This window comes from Variovorax sp. MHTC-1, assembly GCF_003984645.1.
Taxonomy (GTDB): domain Bacteria; phylum Pseudomonadota; class Gammaproteobacteria; order Burkholderiales; family Burkholderiaceae_C; genus Variovorax.
Genome location: NZ_RWKI01000039.1, coordinates 1 through 18,263 on the forward strand (window position 1 = coordinate 1; position 18,263 = coordinate 18,263).

General features: G+C 61.7%; 17 protein-coding genes and 2 pseudogenes. 6 read left to right on the forward strand and 13 right to left on the reverse strand.

The features are described from left to right. Positions 1-114 precede the first annotated feature (114 nt). Positions 115-876: a TetR/AcrR family transcriptional regulator gene (locus tag EJI01_RS27305; protein WP_185879084.1), complete on the reverse strand. Its 762-nt coding sequence runs from the start codon at positions 874-876 to the stop codon at positions 115-117. A 142-nt stretch (positions 877-1,018) separates the two neighbouring features. On the opposite strand from EJI01_RS27305, the gene EJI01_RS27310 reads away from it, so the two are divergent. The 5 genes from EJI01_RS27310 to EJI01_RS27330 all read left to right on the forward strand — a co-directional run bounded on the left by EJI01_RS27310 (position 1,019) and on the right by EJI01_RS27330 (position 5,273). Next, the gene (locus tag EJI01_RS27310; protein ID WP_126840251.1) at positions 1,019-1,777 is read left to right on the forward strand and encodes an enoyl-CoA hydratase/isomerase family protein; all 759 of its coding nucleotides are present in this window, start codon (positions 1,019-1,021) and stop codon (positions 1,775-1,777) included. A 2-nt stretch (positions 1,778-1,779) separates the two neighbouring features. Beyond that, a complete protein-coding gene (locus EJI01_RS27315) occupies positions 1,780-3,009 on the forward strand; it encodes a CaiB/BaiF CoA transferase family protein (protein WP_185879085.1) in 1,230 nt (409 codons plus the stop codon). A gap of 61 nt (positions 3,010-3,070) precedes the next feature. Beyond that, positions 3,071-4,048: a tripartite tricarboxylate transporter substrate binding protein gene (locus EJI01_RS27320; protein ID WP_126840252.1), complete on the forward strand. Its 978-nt coding sequence runs from the start codon at positions 3,071-3,073 to the stop codon at positions 4,046-4,048. A gap of 25 nt (positions 4,049-4,073) precedes the next feature. Then, entirely contained in the window at positions 4,074-4,319 is a 246-nt protein-coding gene (locus EJI01_RS27325) for a hypothetical protein (protein WP_126840253.1), read from the forward strand. Between the two features lie 15 nt (positions 4,320-4,334). Beyond that, positions 4,335-5,273, forward strand: coding sequence for a 3-keto-5-aminohexanoate cleavage protein (locus EJI01_RS27330; protein ID WP_126840254.1), 939 nt, complete (start codon positions 4,335-4,337; stop codon positions 5,271-5,273). A gap of 314 nt (positions 5,274-5,587) precedes the next feature. On the opposite strand, the pseudogene EJI01_RS27340 reads toward EJI01_RS27330, so the two are convergent. From EJI01_RS27340 to EJI01_RS27390, 12 genes and pseudogenes are all read right to left on the reverse strand, one after another. Next, positions 5,588-6,419 (reverse strand): annotated as a pseudogene (locus EJI01_RS27340) (alpha/beta fold hydrolase). 104 nt (positions 6,420-6,523) lie between these two features. Next, positions 6,524-6,904, reverse strand: coding sequence for a helicase (locus tag EJI01_RS27345; RefSeq protein ID WP_126840256.1), 381 nt, complete (start codon positions 6,902-6,904; stop codon positions 6,524-6,526). A 12-nt stretch (positions 6,905-6,916) separates the two neighbouring features. Then, positions 6,917-7,762 (reverse strand): alpha/beta fold hydrolase, encoded by an 846-nt coding sequence (locus EJI01_RS27350; RefSeq protein ID WP_126840257.1) that lies wholly within the window; start codon positions 7,760-7,762, stop codon positions 6,917-6,919. Between the two features lie 33 nt (positions 7,763-7,795). Beyond that, positions 7,796-8,761, reverse strand: coding sequence for an alpha/beta fold hydrolase (locus EJI01_RS27355; RefSeq protein WP_126840258.1), 966 nt, complete (start codon positions 8,759-8,761; stop codon positions 7,796-7,798). Positions 8,762-8,805: 44 nt separating this feature from the next. Beyond that, positions 8,806-9,900 (reverse strand): alkene reductase, encoded by a 1,095-nt coding sequence (locus EJI01_RS27360; protein ID WP_126840259.1) that lies wholly within the window; start codon positions 9,898-9,900, stop codon positions 8,806-8,808. A 69-nt stretch (positions 9,901-9,969) separates the two neighbouring features. Further along, positions 9,970-10,971: an NADP-dependent oxidoreductase gene (locus EJI01_RS27365; RefSeq protein WP_126840260.1), complete on the reverse strand. Its 1,002-nt coding sequence runs from the start codon at positions 10,969-10,971 to the stop codon at positions 9,970-9,972. 82 nt (positions 10,972-11,053) lie between these two features. Continuing rightward, positions 11,054-11,653, reverse strand: coding sequence for a TetR/AcrR family transcriptional regulator (locus EJI01_RS27370; RefSeq protein WP_126840261.1), 600 nt, complete (start codon positions 11,651-11,653; stop codon positions 11,054-11,056). 316 nt (positions 11,654-11,969) lie between these two features. Then, a pseudogene (locus tag EJI01_RS29760) lies at positions 11,970-12,232 on the reverse strand (transposase); the annotation flags it as partial. A gap of 84 nt (positions 12,233-12,316) precedes the next feature. Further along, a complete protein-coding gene (locus tag EJI01_RS27375; RefSeq protein WP_126840262.1) occupies positions 12,317-13,306 on the reverse strand; it encodes a Bug family tripartite tricarboxylate transporter substrate binding protein in 990 nt (329 codons plus the stop codon). Positions 13,307-13,495: 189 nt separating this feature from the next. Then, positions 13,496-14,755, reverse strand: coding sequence for a CaiB/BaiF CoA transferase family protein (locus EJI01_RS27380; RefSeq protein ID WP_126840263.1), 1,260 nt, complete (start codon positions 14,753-14,755; stop codon positions 13,496-13,498). Further along, positions 14,752-15,738: a hydroxymethylglutaryl-CoA lyase gene (locus tag EJI01_RS27385; protein WP_126840264.1), complete on the reverse strand. Its 987-nt coding sequence runs from the start codon at positions 15,736-15,738 to the stop codon at positions 14,752-14,754. The genes EJI01_RS27380 and EJI01_RS27385 overlap by 4 nt, the downstream gene beginning before the upstream one ends. A gap of 296 nt (positions 15,739-16,034) precedes the next feature. Next, entirely contained in the window at positions 16,035-17,003 is a 969-nt protein-coding gene (locus EJI01_RS27390) for a Bug family tripartite tricarboxylate transporter substrate binding protein (protein WP_126840265.1), read from the reverse strand. A gap of 209 nt (positions 17,004-17,212) precedes the next feature. Here EJI01_RS27390 and EJI01_RS27395 point away from each other — a divergent pair, with 209 nt between their 5' ends. Next, positions 17,213-18,142: a LysR substrate-binding domain-containing protein gene (locus EJI01_RS27395; RefSeq protein ID WP_126840266.1), complete on the forward strand. Its 930-nt coding sequence runs from the start codon at positions 17,213-17,215 to the stop codon at positions 18,140-18,142. Positions 18,143-18,263: the final 121 nt, after the last annotated feature.

Below are 18,263 nucleotides of genomic sequence, written 5' to 3' on the forward strand. Positions count from 1 at the left end.
GATCAGAGAAGCGGACATTGCTCGTTGTCAGCGACTCGCGTGCAAAAGTGGAGCTGCCGATTGAACTTCGCGAGTGGCCACTTATCGCGCCTCCGGCGCTAATTCGGACTGAGATCAGGCCCGCGCGGGAGCCGGCCTAGCCGCGCCCTTCTCACGCCCCTTGGGCATGATCGGGGCGCAAATTTCAGCGAAACGATGGGGGCCACCGACGACTGCGACGAGGAATGAGTTGATCGAGAAGTCGATCATCGCTTCCAGGTCGAGGTTGCTGTCCGTGCGGGGAATCCTGTCGGCCAGGATCAGCGCCGCAACGCCGTGCTCCATCGACCACGCAGCGTGTGACAGGTAGTGCATCTGCTCCTCTGGCCAGCCCGACTCCCTCGCCAGGGAAAAGACGGATTCGGCGAAGAACGAGTACGAGATGTTGCTGGTGGCCTCGACGTCCCCTCGAACGAACTCCCTCAGGAGGCGCGGCCCCGTCATCAGGTCGAAAAGCCCCGAGTGTGCTTGAGCGAAGCGCACGTAGCTCAGCATCATTTCCCTTGCCATCGCAAAGGGCGGCAGGTTCTGGGCCGCGATGCCCTTTCGCTGCTCGGCAAGCTCGACGAAGCCACTGACTGCGATCGCCGCCAGCAACTCTTCCTTGCCCTTGAAGTGCCGCGACGGTGCGGCCTCGGAAACACCCAGCCTTCGCGCCAGCGCACGAAGACTCAGCTCCATGGCGCCGTTCTCCTCGAACATCTTTCGCCCCTCCTCCACGAGCGCGTTGCGCAGCCCACCCTTCTCATAGGCGGGCTCCCTGAGCTGTGGGGGCAACTGCCGCAGCCTGTGCGGCACCGGTGACTTGCGAGCGCGTTTGGGGGAAGCAGTTGCCATGGCGTGAGGTTGTGTTCGGGTGAGCTTAGCGGATCGAGAGCCCATCGATCCTCGGAACACGTCAGGGTTAACACTGATAACAGGCGCCGTGTTAACAGTGTTATCGTCCGCCAACGCTTGAATCTCTTGAAAGGAAATGGTCATGGGTTCGATTCGATTTGAGAAGGACGGTGCGGTTGCGGTCGTGACCATGGCGAAGCCGCCGCACAACCTTATCGACAACGCCATGCTGGCCAGCCTGGGCGACGCCTATGCGACGGCCGTGCAGGGCGGGTGCAGGTCGATTCTTCTTCGCAGCGAGATGCGGCACTTTTGCGCCGGCGCGGACCTGGACAGCATCACCACCCAACGGTGGTCCCAGGACGAACTGGTCAAGCTCTGGGCCCAACTCGAGGACACGCCGGTGCCGGTGGTCGCCGCCGTGCATGGCGCCGCCCTGGGCGGTGGCTTCGAGCTGGCACTGATGTGCGACATGGTGATCGCCGCCGAAACCGCCACGTTCGGGATGGCTGAAGCATCCCTGGGCCTGATCCCGTTGCTAGGCGGCGTGCAACGTGTCGTCGAGCGGGCGGGTGTCGCGCGCGCGAAGGAGCTGGCCATGTTCGGTCGCCGCCAGGATCCTCGCGCCCTTGAGCGCTGGGGAATCATCAACCTGGTCACCCCGGAAAGCGAACTCCCCAACGTTTCCATGTCATGGGCACGGCAACTTGCGGCCGGGCCGACCGTGGCGTTCCGAAATATCAAGACCCTTGCCAACGCGGCGGCTCGCCGCGGGGTCGCGACCGCCGACACGCTGCAAGAAGAGGCGAACACCGGCATGTGGCGCAGCGAAGACCACCAGCGCGGCTTGAAGGCCTTCGCCGTGACCGGGCCCGGTTCCGCCGTGTTCGAGGGGAACTGATCATGGTGGCTCCCCTCAGTGGCGTGCGGGTCATTGACTTCACCCGCGTCCTGTCTGGCCCGTGCTGCACCAAGACGTTGCGGGACCTCGGCGCCGACGTGATCAAGATCGAACCGCCGGCGGGAGATGTCGGCCGCGCCGGCGTCCCTCACGTCGGGGCAATGTCGACGTACTACGCGCAGCAGAACGCGGGCAAGCGCAACATCTGCATCGACCTGAACTGGCCCGAGGCGCGCGCGATCGCCCACAAGCTCTGCAAGGACGCCGACGTGATCGTCGAGAACTTCCGGCCTGGAACCCTGGCGCGGTTCGGCCTGGGCTACGAAGACGTCGCGAAGATCAACCCGTCCATCGTCTACGTGTCGATCAGCGGGTACGGCCAAACGGGTCCCTGGCGAAACCGTCCGGCCTTTGCCCCGACCGTTCACGCGGAAACCGGCCTCACAGACATCGTGCGGCGGCACTATGACGGTGCGATGAACGAAGTCCGAAACGATGCCTGCAGCCACGCGGACGTTTACACGGGACTCGAGGCCGCGCTGGCTGTCCTCGCGGCGCTCCACCATCGGGCGCAGACAGGAAATGGGCAGCACGTCGACGTTTCCATGGCCGCAACAATGCTCGCGGTCAATGAGCGCGCAGGAGCGCAGCTCGCTCAGATGGAAGTGAACGACGAGCCCATCGCGCTGAGCGCGAACGAGTCTCCGATCTTCGAACTTCCGGATGGCCGCTACCTGACCATCGCCACCAGCCCCGTCTTCTCGCCGATGTTCGTCCGGTACTGCTCGATGATGCGGCGCACGGACCTGCTGCGCGATCCCCGATTCGCGACGGCGACCCTGCGCAAGGCGAACCTGCAGGCTTTCCTGGCCGAAGTGAAAGCCTGGATCCAGACGTTCACGGACCTGGACCAGCTGCAAGCGCAGGTCAGCGAGGCCGGCCTGGCGATCGGAGTGGTCCGGACCACCGAAGAGCTCGCCGAGTCCGATTGGGCAAAGGACTGGGGCGCCATCGTGGAAATCGACGACCGGAGTGGCGGAACCATGCGCATGCCCGGCCCGCCTTGGCGGTTCGGCGGGTGCGAACTGCCCGCGCCGGGAATCCCGTACTTTCAGGGCGAATGCAATGCCCAGGTCCTCGGCGAGCTGGGGATCACGGAGGCTGAAATCGCGGCGCTCCAAAAGCAGGGCGCCGTGCGCAGCCGCCGAGCCCCTACGGGTGCGTTCGACTGATCGCCCATCGCGGAATCGCAACCTTCTTCTCTTTCGGCAAATCCAAATCTAGGAGCCAGTCATGAACCTGCCGTCCAAAATCCTCGGCACCCTGGTCGCTGCGTCTTGCTTCGCGGCTGTGGTCTCTCAAGCCCAGACCGCCAACCGAACGACGGTGATTCGCGTCGCATACCCGGCGGGTGGCCCGGCGGACGTCGCCGCGCGGAAGCTGCAAGCGAAGCTCGGGGCGGCCCTCGGCCATCCGGTCATCATCGAAAACATACCCGGCGCGGGGGGCTCGATCGGGGCCACCAACGTCCTCAACGCCGCGCCCGACGGCAGCACGCTCCTGGTCACGACCGGCAATGACCTGATCCTGGCGCCCCTGGCCATCTCGCAGGTGAAGTACAAGTCCGAGAACTACCGCCTTCTGGCGACGATCCTGCCGACTGACTTCACCTTGGTCACCAATGCCGATCACTCCTACAAGAACCTGGACGAGCTCATCGAGCGCTCAAAAGCGGCGGGCAAGGAAGTCAGCTTCGGCAGCTGGGGCCACGGCAGCGCCCCCTATCTCGTCAACGCAGATTTCAAGCTCGCGACCGGCATCAAGGTGCTGGACGTTCCCTACAAGGGCGCGGCCCCCGTCATCCAGGCGCTCCTGACCAAGGAGATCGATATGGCGTTCGTGCCTTTGGCGCCGAGCGTGATCGAGATGATCAAGACCGGAAAGATCAAGGCGATCGGCGTCGCGAACACACAGCGCAACCCGAACCTGCCCAACGTACCCACGCTCAGCGAAGGAAAGCACCTCAGGAACTTCGTCTACAGCGCCTGGGCAGGCGTCTTCATTCCCGGCACGGTTCCCGAAGCGACCGCGCTCTCGCTGTCGAAGCATCTCGGCGAGATCGTCTCGTCCGAGGAATACCAGAAGTTTCTGCAGGAAGCGGCCGCGCTGCCGGTCAAGGCGCTCACTCTCGAACAGGCCAACAGCTACTACCAGGCTGAAACGACCAAGTTCAAGTCGATTGCTTCGCGCATCGAACTGACGCCGCAGTAGCCCGCGAACAGCGTGGAGAAAGACCATGAACCACACCCTCGACCGGAATGGCGGTACGCATGGACCTGCGGGCTTAGCGACGAGCGGGTCTGAGAACCGAACGCTATCGCTCGAAGCCGACCAGCAGGAAGAGATGATTGCCGTCGGCGGCTGCAACGGAATCTACATGGTCCCCCGCAGGCACGTCGACGACTACTACCAGGCCCACGGCTACGTGGCCGCAGGCGCAGCCATTCTGCTAGGCCTCAAGTCGCTGGCGTTCGCCTTCTAGGGAAAGGTTCTTGCCGTGAAGCAATCTGGACGCAAGGTCATCATCACGTGCGCCGTGACAGGCGCAATCCACACGCCCACGATGTCGGACGCTCTGCCCTACAAGGCCGAGGACATTGCGCGCCAAGCCATCGCGGCTGCCGAGGCAGGCGCGGCCATCCTGCACCTGCATGCGCGAAATCCGGTGAACGGCGCGGTCTCGATCGATCCCGAGCACTTCATGGGCTTCCTGCCGCAGATCAAGGATGCGACCGATGCGGTGATCAACCTGTCTACCGGCGGCAGCCTCACAAACACCGTCGCAGAACGGATCGCTCCGGCCAAGCGCGTGTCACCCGAGATGACCTCGCTCAACATGGGAAGCATGAACTTCTCCATGCATCCGCTCGCGTCGAAGTACCAGTCATGGCGGTTCGACTGGGAGCACGACTACCTGGCGAACTCCGACAGCTACATCTTCCGGAACACCTTTCGAGACATTGCGATGGTGGCAAGAGAACTGGGCGAGGAAGAGAACGTGAAGTTCGAGCACGAGTGCTACGACATCGGCCACCTCTACAACCTGAAGTTCTGCATCGACACTGGCATGTTCAAACCGCCCGTCTTCATCCAGTTCGTTCTCGGCATCCTGGGCGGGATTGGTGCCGACCTCGAAAACTTGGTTTTCATGAAGCGCACCGCGGACAAGCTCTTCGGCGACTCCTACAGGTGGTCGGTCCTTGGGGCAGGCGCCTCGCAGATGGACTTGGCCACGGCAGCTGCAACGCTGGGCGGAAACGTCCGGGTCGGTCTGGAGGATTCCTTGTTCATCTCGCGCGGCCAGCTGGCGGAGTCGAACGCACAGCAGGTCACCAAGATTCGCCGGATGCTCAACGAACACGGGCTCGAGGCCGCGTCGCCGGCCGAGGCCAGGGAAATGCTCGGATTGAAGGGAAGGGCGAACACCAAGTTTTAAACGGAAGGCCAGCACTGCCTGCCGGGCGAGGCACGGGCGCGTTGAAGTCGGCCGATTCCCCGCCGGCCGCCAAGATGCCGTCATGGACTTTGCGGGCAAGCCGGTCCAGATGCGAGTGGTCCGTCGTCAGTTCGGTGTGCGAATTGGCAATTGCGATCAATGGCCGGGTCTTGAGCTTGTCGACGTTGAAGCTTGTGCCGTGCAGCAGCCGCTTGCGGAACATGTTCATGAACGGGCTGGGGCTGGTCGAGATCAGTCACTGCGCGTGGACAGGTTGACTTCGCTGACTTAGCTCTTTGGCATGATCTACGGTGTCAGGCATCGAGGAAGGACATGGCCTTTGGCACGAAATCGGCATAGTTCTGGAAGATCCCGCCATGCCCAGCGTCTTCATAAATGATCAGTTCCGAATTCGGGATGCGACGTGCCAGTTCAGCAGTGTTCACGGTGGGCACCATGATGTCGTTGTCACCGTTGGCGATGAGCACCGGGATTCGGATACCGCCGAGATCCTGGGGCGCCTGTCGGCCCCATGCATGAATCGCCTTCAACTGCCGCAAGAACGCGCTTGGCGTGATTTCTTTGTCCCGATCGGCTTTGCGCTCTTTCCGTCGTTTTCAAAAAGCCTTTCGCGGCTTGGCGGCCATTGACTGTGGATGTGAAGAACAGGTAGAACTTCGGATCCCGCAGCGTCAGCGCGCCTTTGATCATCAATGGCCAGGAAACTGACCATACCTTGTCGATGTCTTTGCCGCCGGCCGGACCCGTGCCGGCCAAAATGAGTTTGCGCACCAGGTCTGGGGCTTTCAGTGCGATGTCCTGTGCCACGAATCCTCCGAGGGAAAATCCGAGGAGGTCAACCTTCTCGAAGCCCAGCGCGCGAATCAGGGCGATCGCATCCCGCGCCATTTCATCGACGGTCACAGGTGCTGTCCCGCCTGACGCGCCAATCCCCCGGTAGTCAGTGGCGATGACCCGGCGCTTGCTGGCAAGGCCATCGACGATCCGTGGATCAAAGTTGTCCAATACCGCACCCCAATGGTTGAGAAGAATCAGTGGCACTCCACTACGAGGCCCCAGTTCGCGGTAGGCAAAGGCAGTCCCACCGACATTGATTGACAGGTTCGCAGTGTTTACATAGGACATACCCGCTCCAGGGTGAAGATGTTTGTCGGAATTGGTCATTGATTACCTCGTGTCTCGTGTGCGTACCGCGCTCGCGATCTGGTCAGCCTACCGGACCGTGCCTTCTAGTGCGCAGGCTTCTTACCGGGCTGCAAGTATTCCGTTAATCCCTGAAACCACATCACTTCGACAAAGTCGCCACTGATCACCAGGTCCTCGTCGTGAAGTGCTGCCAGAAAGGCTTCTTTGCCATCTTTGGCGGACAGAATCGCAAAGCCCTTAGCGGCATCTCTAAAGGTCATGGTGAACTTTGGAGCTTGGGCGAGTCCCGCGGACGAACTCACCGCGCCATCCTTGACGCGGAAATGCCGGCCAATCCCGTCCATCGTTTGAATCTGGAATACCAGCTCCTTGCCCTTCACATACTTGGCGCACCCGGGCTCATTTTTGACGGCCCTCTGCAACAGTTTCGTCAGGGCCCATAGCAAGAATTTGAACTTGAACATGATGCAAGTGCGCTACTCGTTCAGAAACTGGATGGCATGTTTCAAGAAGCGCTCGGGGTACTGGAACTGGGCTGCGTGACCGGCGTCAGGATAGATAAATAGCTGCGCGTTCGGGATGTTCTGGGCCATGTGCCAGGAATTAATGGTGGGAATCATCACGTCGTCCACGCCATTGAAGATGAAGGTTGGCTGCTTGATTTCGCGCAGGTGAGCGAACGGTTCTTTGGGATCCAGTTTGGGCAAGTAGTACATGTTTGCCTCGATCTGAGCCTGGATCACCGCAGGCGAACTGGGTGGGTCTTGATCTACGCGCTGGTGACGGCGGTTCCAGAAGTCGCGCCCGGCGCTTCTCGCGGCCTCAGATCGACCGAAGAACAGAAAAAGAAAGTCATCCACAGTCGGAACTGGGCGCGGAGCAGCCTCCAGCACGCCAGGATCTGAATCCGGATTCCCGCCACGAGGCCCCGTCCCGAGCAGCATGAGCTTGCGCACGAGATCCGGATGGCGTCGCGTCAGATCCTGGGCCTGAAAGCCACCGAGGGAGAAACCCAGGACATCGACCTTTTCCAATCCGAGTTTCCGAATGACCGCGGCTGCGTCATCGGCCATGTGTTCGATTCGGGTGCGCGGCTCGCCAGAAGAGGATGCAATTCCGCGCCCGTTGTAGAGAATGACCTCACGCCCTGCGGCCAGGCCATCGGTCATGAGCGGGTCCCAGTGATCCATGCCTCCACGGAAGTGTTGAAGGAAGAACAGTGGCGGCTGTTCTGTGCTGCTGTTGCCCCAGCGGCGATAGGCGAATCGATTGCCATCGACCTCCACGAAACGGGTCGCGGCGGTGAGGTGTGTATCGGTCATGTCGGGATCTTTCTCGCGGGTAGGTGCCATGCTTTATCGAGCAAGGAATTCCAGGGCCTTGGGCACAAAGTCGGCATGAAACTGAAACACTCCGCCGTGGCCGGCGTCGGGATAGATGATGAGCGTGCTGTTCGGAAGGCGTCGCTCCAGGTCGCGCGTATTTGTCGTCGGGACCATCCGGTCATCGTCACCATTGACAACGAGCACGGGATGCTTGACCACCGAAAGGTCGGCAGGCTTCTTCTGACCCCAGGCGCCCAGCGCCTGGAGCTGCGCCACGTACGCGCTCACGGTGATGTCCTTGTCGCGGTCGTCCGAGCGTTCCTTCAATCGCGCCAGAAACGCCTTGCCAGCCTCGATGCCATTGGGGGTACGAGTGAAGAACAGGAATTGCTTTGGATCCTGGCCTGTCATCAAGCCTCGAAGCAGGTCGTAGTTTGCGACGCCAGCCACCGTGCTGATGCCCTCGCCACCAGCGGGACCAGTACCCGCGAGAATCATCTTGCGGACGAGTTGCGGCTCCTTCAGCACAATTTCCTGGGCGATCATTCCGCCCATCGAAAAGCCGAGGAGGTCAACTTGCTTGAACCCCATCGCCTTGATGAAAATGACGGCATCGTCCGCCATCTGTTCCATTGAATTTGACGGCGAGCCGCTGGACGCGCCAACGCCTCGGTTGTCGAAGACGATCACATGGTGCTTCGCCGCCATGCCGTCCACAACGCGGGGGTCCCAGTTGTCCAGCACGGCTGCCAGGTGGTTCAGAAGCACCAAGGGCACCCCGCCGTTTCGCCTCCCGAGCTCGCGGTATGCGAAGTTGACGCCCTGCGCGGCGATGGTTTTCGTCGACACGTTGGTCCAGGAGAACCCCTCGGCCTGTGCCGATGACGGCTGACTGGTCTTGCTGCCGTTTGAACCCTCGCTTGCCCCTGCCGCCGGTGAAATGAACGGCGCGGCCAGGGCGAAAGCCAGGACGCCTGCTTTTAGTTGATAACGCATTGCATCAAGCTCCAGGATGTGAATGGTCTAGATGTGTGCGACGTTCATGCAGGCACAGCGGATCGTTGCGCAAGGGTCGGATAGTCGGTGTAGCCCTTTGAGCCTGGCGTGTAGAACGTCGCCATATCTATGGCGTTCAGTTCCGCTTCGGCTCGCATGCGCTCCACCAGGTCGGGGTTGGCAAGGAAGGGACGGGCGAAGGCAATGAGATCTGCCTGGCCTGTCTTGAGCGCACTTTCCGCCCCGCTACGATCGAAGCCGCCAGCAAGAATGAACAAGCCCTGGAATGCAGCGCGAAGCCGTGACTTCAAGTCGGCAGGCACCGGCGGCGCGCCCATCGCCGAGTGATCCAGCAGGTGGATGTACAGCAAGCCCAGCTGCGAGAGTTCCTGGGTGAGTGCCAGGTACTGCGCCTCGATGTCGGGGAATGCGCCGGTGCCGTTGAGCGCGCCGTAGGGCGACAGCCGGATACCGACGCGATGGGCACCGATGGCGGCTGCCGTGGCGCGGGCGACCTCAAGCGCGAATCGATTGCGGCACTTGATACTGCCGCCGTAGGCGCCGGTACGCTGGTTCACATTGGCGTTCAGGAACTGTTCGATCAAATAGCCGTTTGCGGCATGCAGCTCCACGCCATCGAATCCCGCTTTAATGGCGAGCTGCGCCGAGCGGGCGAACTCCTGGACGGCGTCGGCGATGTCGGGAGCGGTCATCGCGCGAGGGATGCTGTGCGGCTGCATGCCCTGTGAATCGGTGTACATCTCGCCGGGACAGGCAGTGGACGTCGGCCCCACCACCTGCGCGCCCGCCGGCAGGTTGGCCACGTGGGCCACGCGGCCGGTGTGCATCAGTTGCACGAAGATCTTGCCGCCCTTGGCGTGGACCGCCTCGGTCACCGTCTTCCATCCGCGCACCTGCGCATCGTTGAAGAGCCCCGGAATGCGTGCGTAGCCCAGGCCGTTGGGCGACGGCGAGGTCCCCTCGGTGATGATCAGGCCGGCCGTTGCGCGCTGGCCGTAGTACTCGGCCATCAGTGCGTTGGGTGTGTTGGCATCGTCGGCGCGGCTGCGCGTCATGGGCGCCATCACGGCGCGGTTGGCGAGTTGAATAGAAGGGTTGATGAGGGGCTGGAAGAGCATGGTGTTTTTTGGTGGATTGGAAGAATCAGGAAGCCTGAGAAGAGAACTCTTGGAGCGCAGCGGATCGCGCTATCTGATCTTGATGACGACCTTGCCCTTGGCGCGGCCCGCTTCGACGTAGGCCAGGGCTTCGTTGGTTTGCTCGAACCGGAAGACCCGGTCGATCACAGGACGAATGAAGCCGGCATCGATGAGACGGGTGATGTCGCGCAGCTGGCTCCCGCTCGCCTTCATGAAAAGGAACGAGAAGCCAACCCCGCGGCTCTTTGCCCTTCGCCTGACTCCTGAACTCAACATCCGCACGACCAGTTTCACGAACCAGGGTGCACCGATTTCCTTGGCGAATTCGGGATCGGGCGGTCCGGAAATCGAGATGAGCTTGCCGCCGGCCTTGAGCACGCGAAGGGATTTTTCGAGCGTCTTGCCGTCCTGACTGTTCAGGACCACGTCGTAGTCGCGCAAGACATCCTCGAAGTCCTGCGTCTTGTAGTCGATGATGACGTCCGCGCCCAGGCTCTTCACGAGGGCGATATTGGCCGTGCTGGTCGTCGTGGCAACAATGGCGCCCAGGTGCTTGGCCAGTTGGATCGCAAAAGTGCCGACGCCGCCGGAGCCCGCCTGAATGAAGACCTTCTGTCCTTTTTTCAGGTTGGCCTTCTCGACCAGTGCCTGCCAAGCCGTCAAAGCCACGAGAGGAATGGAAGCGGCTTCTTCCATCGTGAGACCCTTGGGCTTGAGCGCCAGCGACGCTTCCTTGACGGGGACGAATTCAGCAAACGTGCCGATCCGAAAATCATCCGGCCGCGCATAGACCTCATCGCCCAGTTTGAACTGTTGCACGCGCGGCCCGATCTTGACGACCTTCCCGGCAACATCATGGCCCAGGATGAGGGGCAGGCGATAAGGCAGGATGAGCTTGAACTCTCCATCCCGGATCTTGGAGTCCAGCTGGTTCACGCCAGCGGCATGGACCTGGACCAGGACCTCGTCGTCGCGCAGTTCCGGAGTCGGCAAGTTTTCCAACTCCAACGCGCGCTTCTTTCCATAGCGCTCGAGAACAAAGGCCTTCATGTTTTTTCTCCTAATCCTGATGATTTGGTATGATGGGCATCATGTGTACGGGCGAGCGAAGAGGCGATGTGTCTTGGCGGGTTCAGGCGGCGGACAGGTGCTTCAGTGCGGCCTCGCACAGGCTGTTCGACAGTGCGGGCTCGTCGACTGCACGAGCCAGGAGCAAGGTGCCCACCATGGTGGCGACGGTCACGAGCGCTCGTTCGTGGGCACCGGGCTGCCCCCAGTCAGGCAACTGACGGGCAACAAGGTCAATCGTTTCCTTAATGTGCCGGGTGGTCGCTCGGCGTACTTCGGGCGCCTGGCGCGGCGTCTCCGAGCCCAGCGCGGCGAGAGGGCATCCCATCTCGATCTGCTCCAAGTGCTCCCGCGAGAGATAGGCGCCAAGCATGGATGCCAATGCCTGCTCGGGGCGCACGCTGGCAACAACGCCCGCCGCTGCGGCGGCTGCCTCAGCGCACGCCCGGCTCGCCGCTTCTGCCAACATGGCCTCGCGTGAATCGAAATGGGCGTAAAAGGCGCCGTGGGTCAGGCCGGCCTCCTTCATGATGTCGGCTACGCCGGTACCGTCGTAGCCGCTACGACGGATCGCCCGCGCGGCTACGGACACGATGCGTTCGTGTGAGGCTTCCTTGGCAGCCGTTCTGGCGTTGTGTTTCGTCTTTCGCATGATGATCATCATACATTATTTCGCGCAAGCATGCACGACGTCGCGTGCGAGCGTTCCACAGCTGAGCGCCAATGAGTGAAGGCCTCGGCTGACAAGCGTGCTGCCTGTTCTGCCGCCCACCTTAGAGACGTGGTGGCACTCATCTAGCTGCTCGCACGCGTGCGGGGGCGTAGGTTGGCGAGCCTATTCGCAAGTGGATAGTCCTGTTCGGGGAAGCCGTTGTCCGTGGTGTGATGCCTCGAATCTAGGTCGCCGCCTAGCCAGTTTTGGTGTGCCCCAAGGTGTACCCGGCAGATAGGACGAATTGGTTAGAGCGAGTGCTGGTGCGGTCCATCCTAGGCGTCACCCCCTGGGACACGCGCACCAGCATCAACGTGGCAGACGCTCGGCCCTTTGACGTATTGGTGCGATGCGTGGTGCCGCGCTGGCATGCGTCGGATCCACCCGCGCGGCCATGGACTCCACGCTCTCGCGCGCGAGGGCGAGCGTCAGGCCCGTGCAGTAGCCCCGAAGGCCGGCGTGCTGGTCCGTGACCCAAGCCTGCGCTCACAGGCATTCAAGGTAATGGTCAAAGCGTTCGGCTGTACTCATAGTCGCCAGGCACAGTGGCGACACCGAGTCCGGAGCGGCCCAGTCCTCTGAATTCCAGGAAGTCCCATCCCTTGCCCGGTCCAATTATTCTGGCTGTAAGTCGATTGTCTTGCCAATGGCCTGGTAACGGGCAATTTCATTGCGATAGAACTGTGACGCCTCAGCGGGGGTCATCGGGCCGGCCGGGAGCAGGCCGCTCGCCAGAAGATCGCGCCTCGTGGAAGGCGCTTGCATCACTTCATTGAGCGCCGTATTCAGGCGCACGACGACCGCATCGGGCGTGCTCTTGTGGACCATCACTGCGCCCCACAGATCGAACACGAAGTCGCTGACCAACTTTGTTTCGTTCATCGTGGGCACGTTGGGGAAGCTGGCATGGCGTTGTGGCGCGGTGATGGCAAGGGCCTTGAGCTGGCCCTTCTGGATCATGCCGGGGATGGGGCCGCCGAGGGCGATGAAGGTCATGTCGATCTGACCTCCAACAAGGTCTGGCAGCAACTGAGCGGCGCCCTTGTAAGGCACGTGCAGCAGCTTCACACCGGTGTTCTTCATGAAGCGTTCGGCAACGAGGTGGTAGGCCGACCCCCGGCCGTTGCTGCCATAGCTCAGTTCCCTGTCCGATGTTTTGGCCAGAGCCACCAGCTCTGACACGCTGTTGGCCGCAAGGCCGGGGCGGACTAGCAACATGAGATAGGTGCTGACCACCAGGCCCACCATGCGGAAGTCTTCCGGCTTGTACTTGGCCACGACCATGGCCATCGGAGCCTGTACAAGTTCCTGCGGCGTCCCAAAAAGAACGGTGTGACCGTCCGGCGTGGCGCTGAGCAGCTTCTGCGCGCCCAATGCGCCGCCCACGCCGGCCACATTTTCCACAATCACCGTCTGCCCCAACTGCGCCTGCAGTGCCGGCAAGATGGTTCGCGCGGCTAAGTCGGCTTGCCCACCGGCGGGAAAGGCATTGAGCATCGTGATGAGCTTGGATGGATACGTCTGTGCCCTTGCGGCCAGCGGGCCGCCCAGGATCGTGGCTGCCGCTCCTCCTATGAGCGTGCGACGTGTAATGGATGCGTTCATTCAATGCCTTTCAAAAAATAGGACAGCAACGTGACCTGCTGCCTGTCCAGACCTTCGATGTCTCCCGCAGTCAGCGCTCTGATCGAGCCCTCACAACCACACCCGAATACCATGAACTACCAAGCGTGAGCGAGATATTCTTCGAAGAGTCCTATTTAGACCCTTCTACGGGTCGACGCGATGCTTCTGTCAACCCTCCACTTGCTCGTCAAAAATCTCCTCGGCCTCACGCAAGCGGCAAACCCCTTCAGCATGCAATCGCTCGATCCGTTCAGGCGAATACCCGATGTCGGCAAGAATCTCTGTCGTGTGCTGTCCAACGGCGGGAAGATCGAGTCGAACACCCAGCCGCTTTCCATCCATGGAAACTGGCAGCAACGTGGTTTTCACATGCATGCCTGCTTTCGGGCCGTCCGGAAGCCGCACGTCGGCCAAGCCACCCGTGGCGAGTAAGTGCCCGTCATCGAAGAGGTCCTCTGGCCGGCGAACAGGCGCGAAAGGAAGTCCAGCTTGTTCCATGAGGGCAACCAGTTCGGAGGCGGTGCGATGACTCAACCTCTCTCGGAGAACCGGTAGCAAGCTCAGTCGCTGCAGCACACGCGCTGCGTTGGTCGCGTACTCTGGCGCTGCCTTGAGATCAGGAAAGTTGAGTACGTCGCAGAACCTCGCCCACTGCGCATCGCTCACTGCGGCCAGGAAAATCTGCTCCCCCCCGGCAACAGTGAACAGGTCATACACCGCCCATGCGCTTTCACGCAAAGGCAGCGGGCTCGCCGCCTTTCCAGTCACCGCGTATTGCATCATGTGCTGACCAACGAGGAAGACATTGTTCTCGTACAGCGCGGAGTTGACCTCCATGCCACGCCCGGTCACGCCGCGCTGGATGATCGCGCCGAGCACGGCGACCGCCGCAAAGACGCCGCCCATGATGTCGTTGACGCTGGAGCCGGCGCGCAACGGATCCCCCGGGCGACCGGTCATGTAGGCCAGGCCGCCCATCATCTGCACCACCTCATCGAGCGCGGTCCGGTGCGCGTATGGACCGGCCAGGAAGCCCTTGCATGCCGCGTAGATCAACTCGGGGTTGTCCACGCTCAAGGATGCGTAGTCCAGACCGTACTTTTCCATTGTGCCGGGCTTGAAATTTTCCACGACCACGTCCGCGCTCGCGCAGAGGGTTCGCGCGATGCCCACGCCTTCCTCACGATGCAGGTCCAAGGTGATGCTCTTCTTGTTCCGATTGAACATCGGAAAGAATCCGGCACCGGCCCCGGAAAGGGCCCGAGTGGGATCGCCCTTTGGAGGCTCGACGCGGATCACTTCGGCACCAAGATCTGCAAGTACCAATCCACACGCGGGCCCCATCACCATGTGCGTGAACTCTATGACGCGCAGTCCCTTCAGAGGCTGCGGAGTCGCCTGCCCGGAAGGTATCGATGTCGGATTCATACAGGAAGGTCCGGTAAGGGTTGGGTGGTCATGTTCCTTCGGCAACTGGCAAAACTGCCTGCACGTGTCAGCGTGCTCGGCAAAGGGTGTCCTACCAGGCGTTCGGCCATGCGGGCGACGTCGATCAGTGCGTCCAGATCGATTCCGGTCGAGATGCCCATCTCTTCACACAGCAGGGCGAGCTCCTCGGTGGCAATGTTGCCGGTCGCCCCCGGACGGCCCGCGAACGGACAGCCGCCAAGCCCGCCGACAGTACTGTCGAAGTCAGCAATTCCCATCTTTAGCGCGGCATGCGCACTGGCGATGCCCATTCCGCGGGTGTCGTGCAGGTGGAGCACGATCTGCAGTTCGGGCCAGCGATTTCGGATCGCGCCCACCAGTGCCTCGGTGCGCGCTGGTGTGCACCAGCCCATGCTGTCAGCAAGTGTCACTTGCTCGATCTTTTCGCCGCCTTCTTCAGCGACTTGCATCAGGGCCGCAGTAACGTCTATCACCCGTTGCGCCCCAACGTCGCCGGAATAGTTGCAACCGAACGCGGCCATCACGCCGGCAGCACGGACCGAAATGTCATTCGCCTGCAGGGACGACATTTGCTTTTTCATCAGCGCCAGATGCTCGTCGAAGGAGCGATTTAAATTCACCCTAGAGAATGAATCGGAGGCACTGACGATCAGAGCACCTTCGACGTGGAGCTTGTCGCGAAAAGCCAGCGCACGCTTGAGCCCCGAATCACTGAACCAAAGGGCCGTGTACGCCACGTCTTCGCTAGCGCTGAAACCATGCACCACGGCTTCTGCGTCCGCCCACCCGGGAACCGCCTTCGGATTGACGAACGACGCAATCTGAATGCGCTTGACTCCGGTTCGAGACAACGCGTCGATCAGCGCGATCTTGTCGGTGGTGTCGATCGGGCCCGGTTCGATCTGAAATCCCTCTCGCGGCCCCTCTTCACGGAGCCGGACGAACTTGGGCACATCACTCATGAATCAATCCCTCGACGAAAGTTGAAATGCGCGGTCATTGCGGCTCCAATCCGATCTTCTTGACAGAGCGCCAAACTTCGCAGACTCTGCGCCGAATTTTTGCGCGTACTCGGGCGTGCTCACATTGACGACGAGTGGCAGGATCCGCAGGCCATCGCGCACGCCCACCTCACGCACTTCGCGGGCTTGGCAATGTGCTGGACACGTCGTGAATCTAGAAACCACTCGGCTCACCATGTCTGCTTTCTCGCCCCATTCCTGTTCACTTTCTGGAACGGATGCGCGCATGCCGTCGGCTACTGCGGCTGGACGCCTGCGCGCTTTACGACGCGGGCATAGCGCTTGAGCTCGTTGCCGAAGAATTCCTTCGCTGCCTCCGGCGTGGAGATCTTGATGATGTTGCCCTGCTTGGCCATCGCCTCCTTAACCTCCGCCGTCGCAAACGCGGTGCTGAAAGCCGCGTGGATGCGCTTGACCTCCTCCGCCGGCATGCCCTTGGGTCCCACTACGCCGAACCATCCCTCCACAACATAGAAAGGCAAGCCAGCCTCGGCCGAAGTGGGGATGTCCGGCGCGGCCGGGCTGCGCGCCAGCGAAGGCACGCACAATGCCCGCAAATTCCCCGCCTTGACCTGGCTCGCTACGGCTGACAAGGCGCCAACGCCCCAATCGACCTGACCCGCGACGATGTCCTGCATCATCGGCCCGAAACCGCGGTATGGGATGTGGGTGGAAAAAGTGCCACTCAGGTCCTTGAAGATCTCTGCGGCGAGGTGCAGGATGGTCCCGTTGCCCGAGGAAGCGAAGTTGTAGCGGCCGGGGCTGGATTTCAGCAGCGCGATGAAGCTTTTCAAGTCCTTGGCCGGCAGCTTGGGGTTGACCACCAGCACGAGGGGCCCGGCGCCGATCACGGCGATGGGTGTAATGTCGTTGAGGGGATCGAAGGGCAGTGACTTGAGCACCGACGGGTAGATCACGTGGTTGTTCGAGACCACGCTGAGCGTCATGCCGTCGGGCGGCGCTTTGATCAGCGTCTGCGTGCCCACCACCCCGCCGGCGCCGGGCTGGTTTTCCACCACCACGATGTGGCCCAGGGCCTTGGAGAGGGCGGCCGACGAGGCCCGCACAATGGTGTCCACGCCCGAGCCGGCGCTGATGGGTAGGATGAAGCGCACGGGCCGGTCGATCTGTGCCCGCGCGGCCAGGGGCAGGCTGCCCAAGGCTAGCAGGGCGTGGCGCCGCGAGAATGTGGTGGTGGAAGTCATGTTGTCTCCTTCGTTGTGAAATGCGGCGCAACGCCCCTGGCCCGATCCGTCGTCCGCAGATGGCGCGATGGCAGGCGCTCGTGCCGTAACGTGGCAGGAAGGTAGCCTTTCGAGAATCTACTAACCAGTTACCTATCCGTGGCTGCTTTCTCGGCCCATCGGTGTTCACTTTTCGGAAAGGATGAACGCATCCCCCTTAAAATCTCCGCATGCGCGACCTGGACTTGACATCGCTGCGGCTTTTCATCGCAGTCTGTGAGGCCCGCAGCTTTTCACGGGTTGCTGCGGATGAGACGATCGTCGTCTCGGCCATCAGCAAGCGCCTGACGCAGCTCGAAGAAACTGTCGGTGCAAAGCTGCTCGTTCGCGGAAAAACCGGCGTAAAGCCCACGCCTGCCGGCGAGACGCTGTTACAGCACGCCTACGAACTGCGCGAAAAGATCGGCAAGATGGAGCAGGACATGAGCGAGCACGCGGAATTCGTCCGCGGGAAGGTGCGGTTGTTCGCTGCAGGTACGGCGGTGGCCGAATTCCTTCCCGATGATCTCGCCTCGTTTCTCATCGTGTCGGCGCACCAGCACATCCACGTTGACGTTGAAGAACATCAAAGTGCCCAAGTTGTGTTCGGTGTGCGCCGGGGCGTCGCGCAACTAGGGATCTGCTGGGATGCTGTCGATTGCGAGGGTCTGCAGACGCGCGAGTACCGGCGAGACCAACTCGGTATCGTCATGCAAAAAGGTCACCCGCTGGCGCGGCGACGCCAAATAGCGATCCGTGAAACTGCGGAATTCGACCATATCGCCGCCGGTTACTCGGCCGCCTTCAGGGCGGTGTTGGAGCGCAGCGACCCAGGTCTGGAGCGGTCGATGCGATACCGCGCCATCGTGACCAGTTTCGACGCCGGAATCCGTCTGGCGCACGCCGGCTTGGGCATCGCATTGGCGTCAAAACAGATAGTGCGTAACTTCCGTCGCTCGTCGGAGGTGGCTTTCGTCCCGCTGTCGGATCCGTGGGCGCAAAGGCAGTTCGTTCTATGTGCGTTGGACTTCGATGCGCTTACGCCGGCCGCACGATTATTGCTTGAGCACTTGTCGCCACTGGTAAAGCAGCGCGCGACGGTTCGGCGGGAGTGCGCCTGACTTCGCGGGACTGGTGACCCGCAACGGAATTGACCCCTAGAGCACGCCATTGAGCAGATGCATCGCAGCATTTCAGCGTTCGCCTTGATCGAGCACCCATGGCAGCTCATCCCACAGCTAG

What these genes read in the sequence shown, in the direction of transcription:
- EJI01_RS27305 (WP_185879084.1), bottom strand. Translation starts at nt 876, where the DNA reads ATGGCAACTGCTTCCCCCAAACGCGCTCGCAAGTCACCGGTGCCGCAC.
- EJI01_RS27310 (WP_126840251.1), top strand. Translation starts at nt 1,019, where the DNA reads ATGGGTTCGATTCGATTTGAGAAGGACGGTGCGGTTGCGGTCGTGACC.
- EJI01_RS27315 (WP_185879085.1), top strand. Translation starts at nt 1,780, where the DNA reads ATGGTGGCTCCCCTCAGTGGCGTGCGGGTCATTGACTTCACCCGCGTC.
- EJI01_RS27320 (WP_126840252.1), top strand. Translation starts at nt 3,071, where the DNA reads ATGAACCTGCCGTCCAAAATCCTCGGCACCCTGGTCGCTGCGTCTTGC.
- EJI01_RS27325 (WP_126840253.1), top strand. Translation starts at nt 4,074, where the DNA reads ATGAACCACACCCTCGACCGGAATGGCGGTACGCATGGACCTGCGGGC.
- EJI01_RS27345 (WP_126840256.1), bottom strand. Translation starts at nt 6,904, where the DNA reads ATGTTCAAGTTCAAATTCTTGCTATGGGCCCTGACGAAACTGTTGCAG.
- EJI01_RS27350 (WP_126840257.1), bottom strand. Translation starts at nt 7,762, where the DNA reads ATGACCGATACACACCTCACCGCCGCGACCCGTTTCGTGGAGGTCGAT.
- EJI01_RS27355 (WP_126840258.1), bottom strand. Translation starts at nt 8,761, where the DNA reads ATGCGTTATCAACTAAAAGCAGGCGTCCTGGCTTTCGCCCTGGCCGCG.
- EJI01_RS27360 (WP_126840259.1), bottom strand. Translation starts at nt 9,900, where the DNA reads ATGCTCTTCCAGCCCCTCATCAACCCTTCTATTCAACTCGCCAACCGC.
- EJI01_RS27365 (WP_126840260.1), bottom strand. Translation starts at nt 10,971, where the DNA reads ATGAAGGCCTTTGTTCTCGAGCGCTATGGAAAGAAGCGCGCGTTGGAG.
- EJI01_RS27370 (WP_126840261.1), bottom strand. Translation starts at nt 11,653, where the DNA reads ATGATGATCATCATGCGAAAGACGAAACACAACGCCAGAACGGCTGCC.
- EJI01_RS27375 (WP_126840262.1), bottom strand. Translation starts at nt 13,306, where the DNA reads ATGAACGCATCCATTACACGTCGCACGCTCATAGGAGGAGCGGCAGCC.
- EJI01_RS27380 (WP_126840263.1), bottom strand. Translation starts at nt 14,755, where the DNA reads ATGAATCCGACATCGATACCTTCCGGGCAGGCGACTCCGCAGCCTCTG.
- EJI01_RS27385 (WP_126840264.1), bottom strand. Translation starts at nt 15,738, where the DNA reads ATGAGTGATGTGCCCAAGTTCGTCCGGCTCCGTGAAGAGGGGCCGCGA.
- EJI01_RS27390 (WP_126840265.1), bottom strand. Translation starts at nt 17,003, where the DNA reads ATGACTTCCACCACCACATTCTCGCGGCGCCACGCCCTGCTAGCCTTG.
- EJI01_RS27395 (WP_126840266.1), top strand. Translation starts at nt 17,213, where the DNA reads ATGCGCGACCTGGACTTGACATCGCTGCGGCTTTTCATCGCAGTCTGT.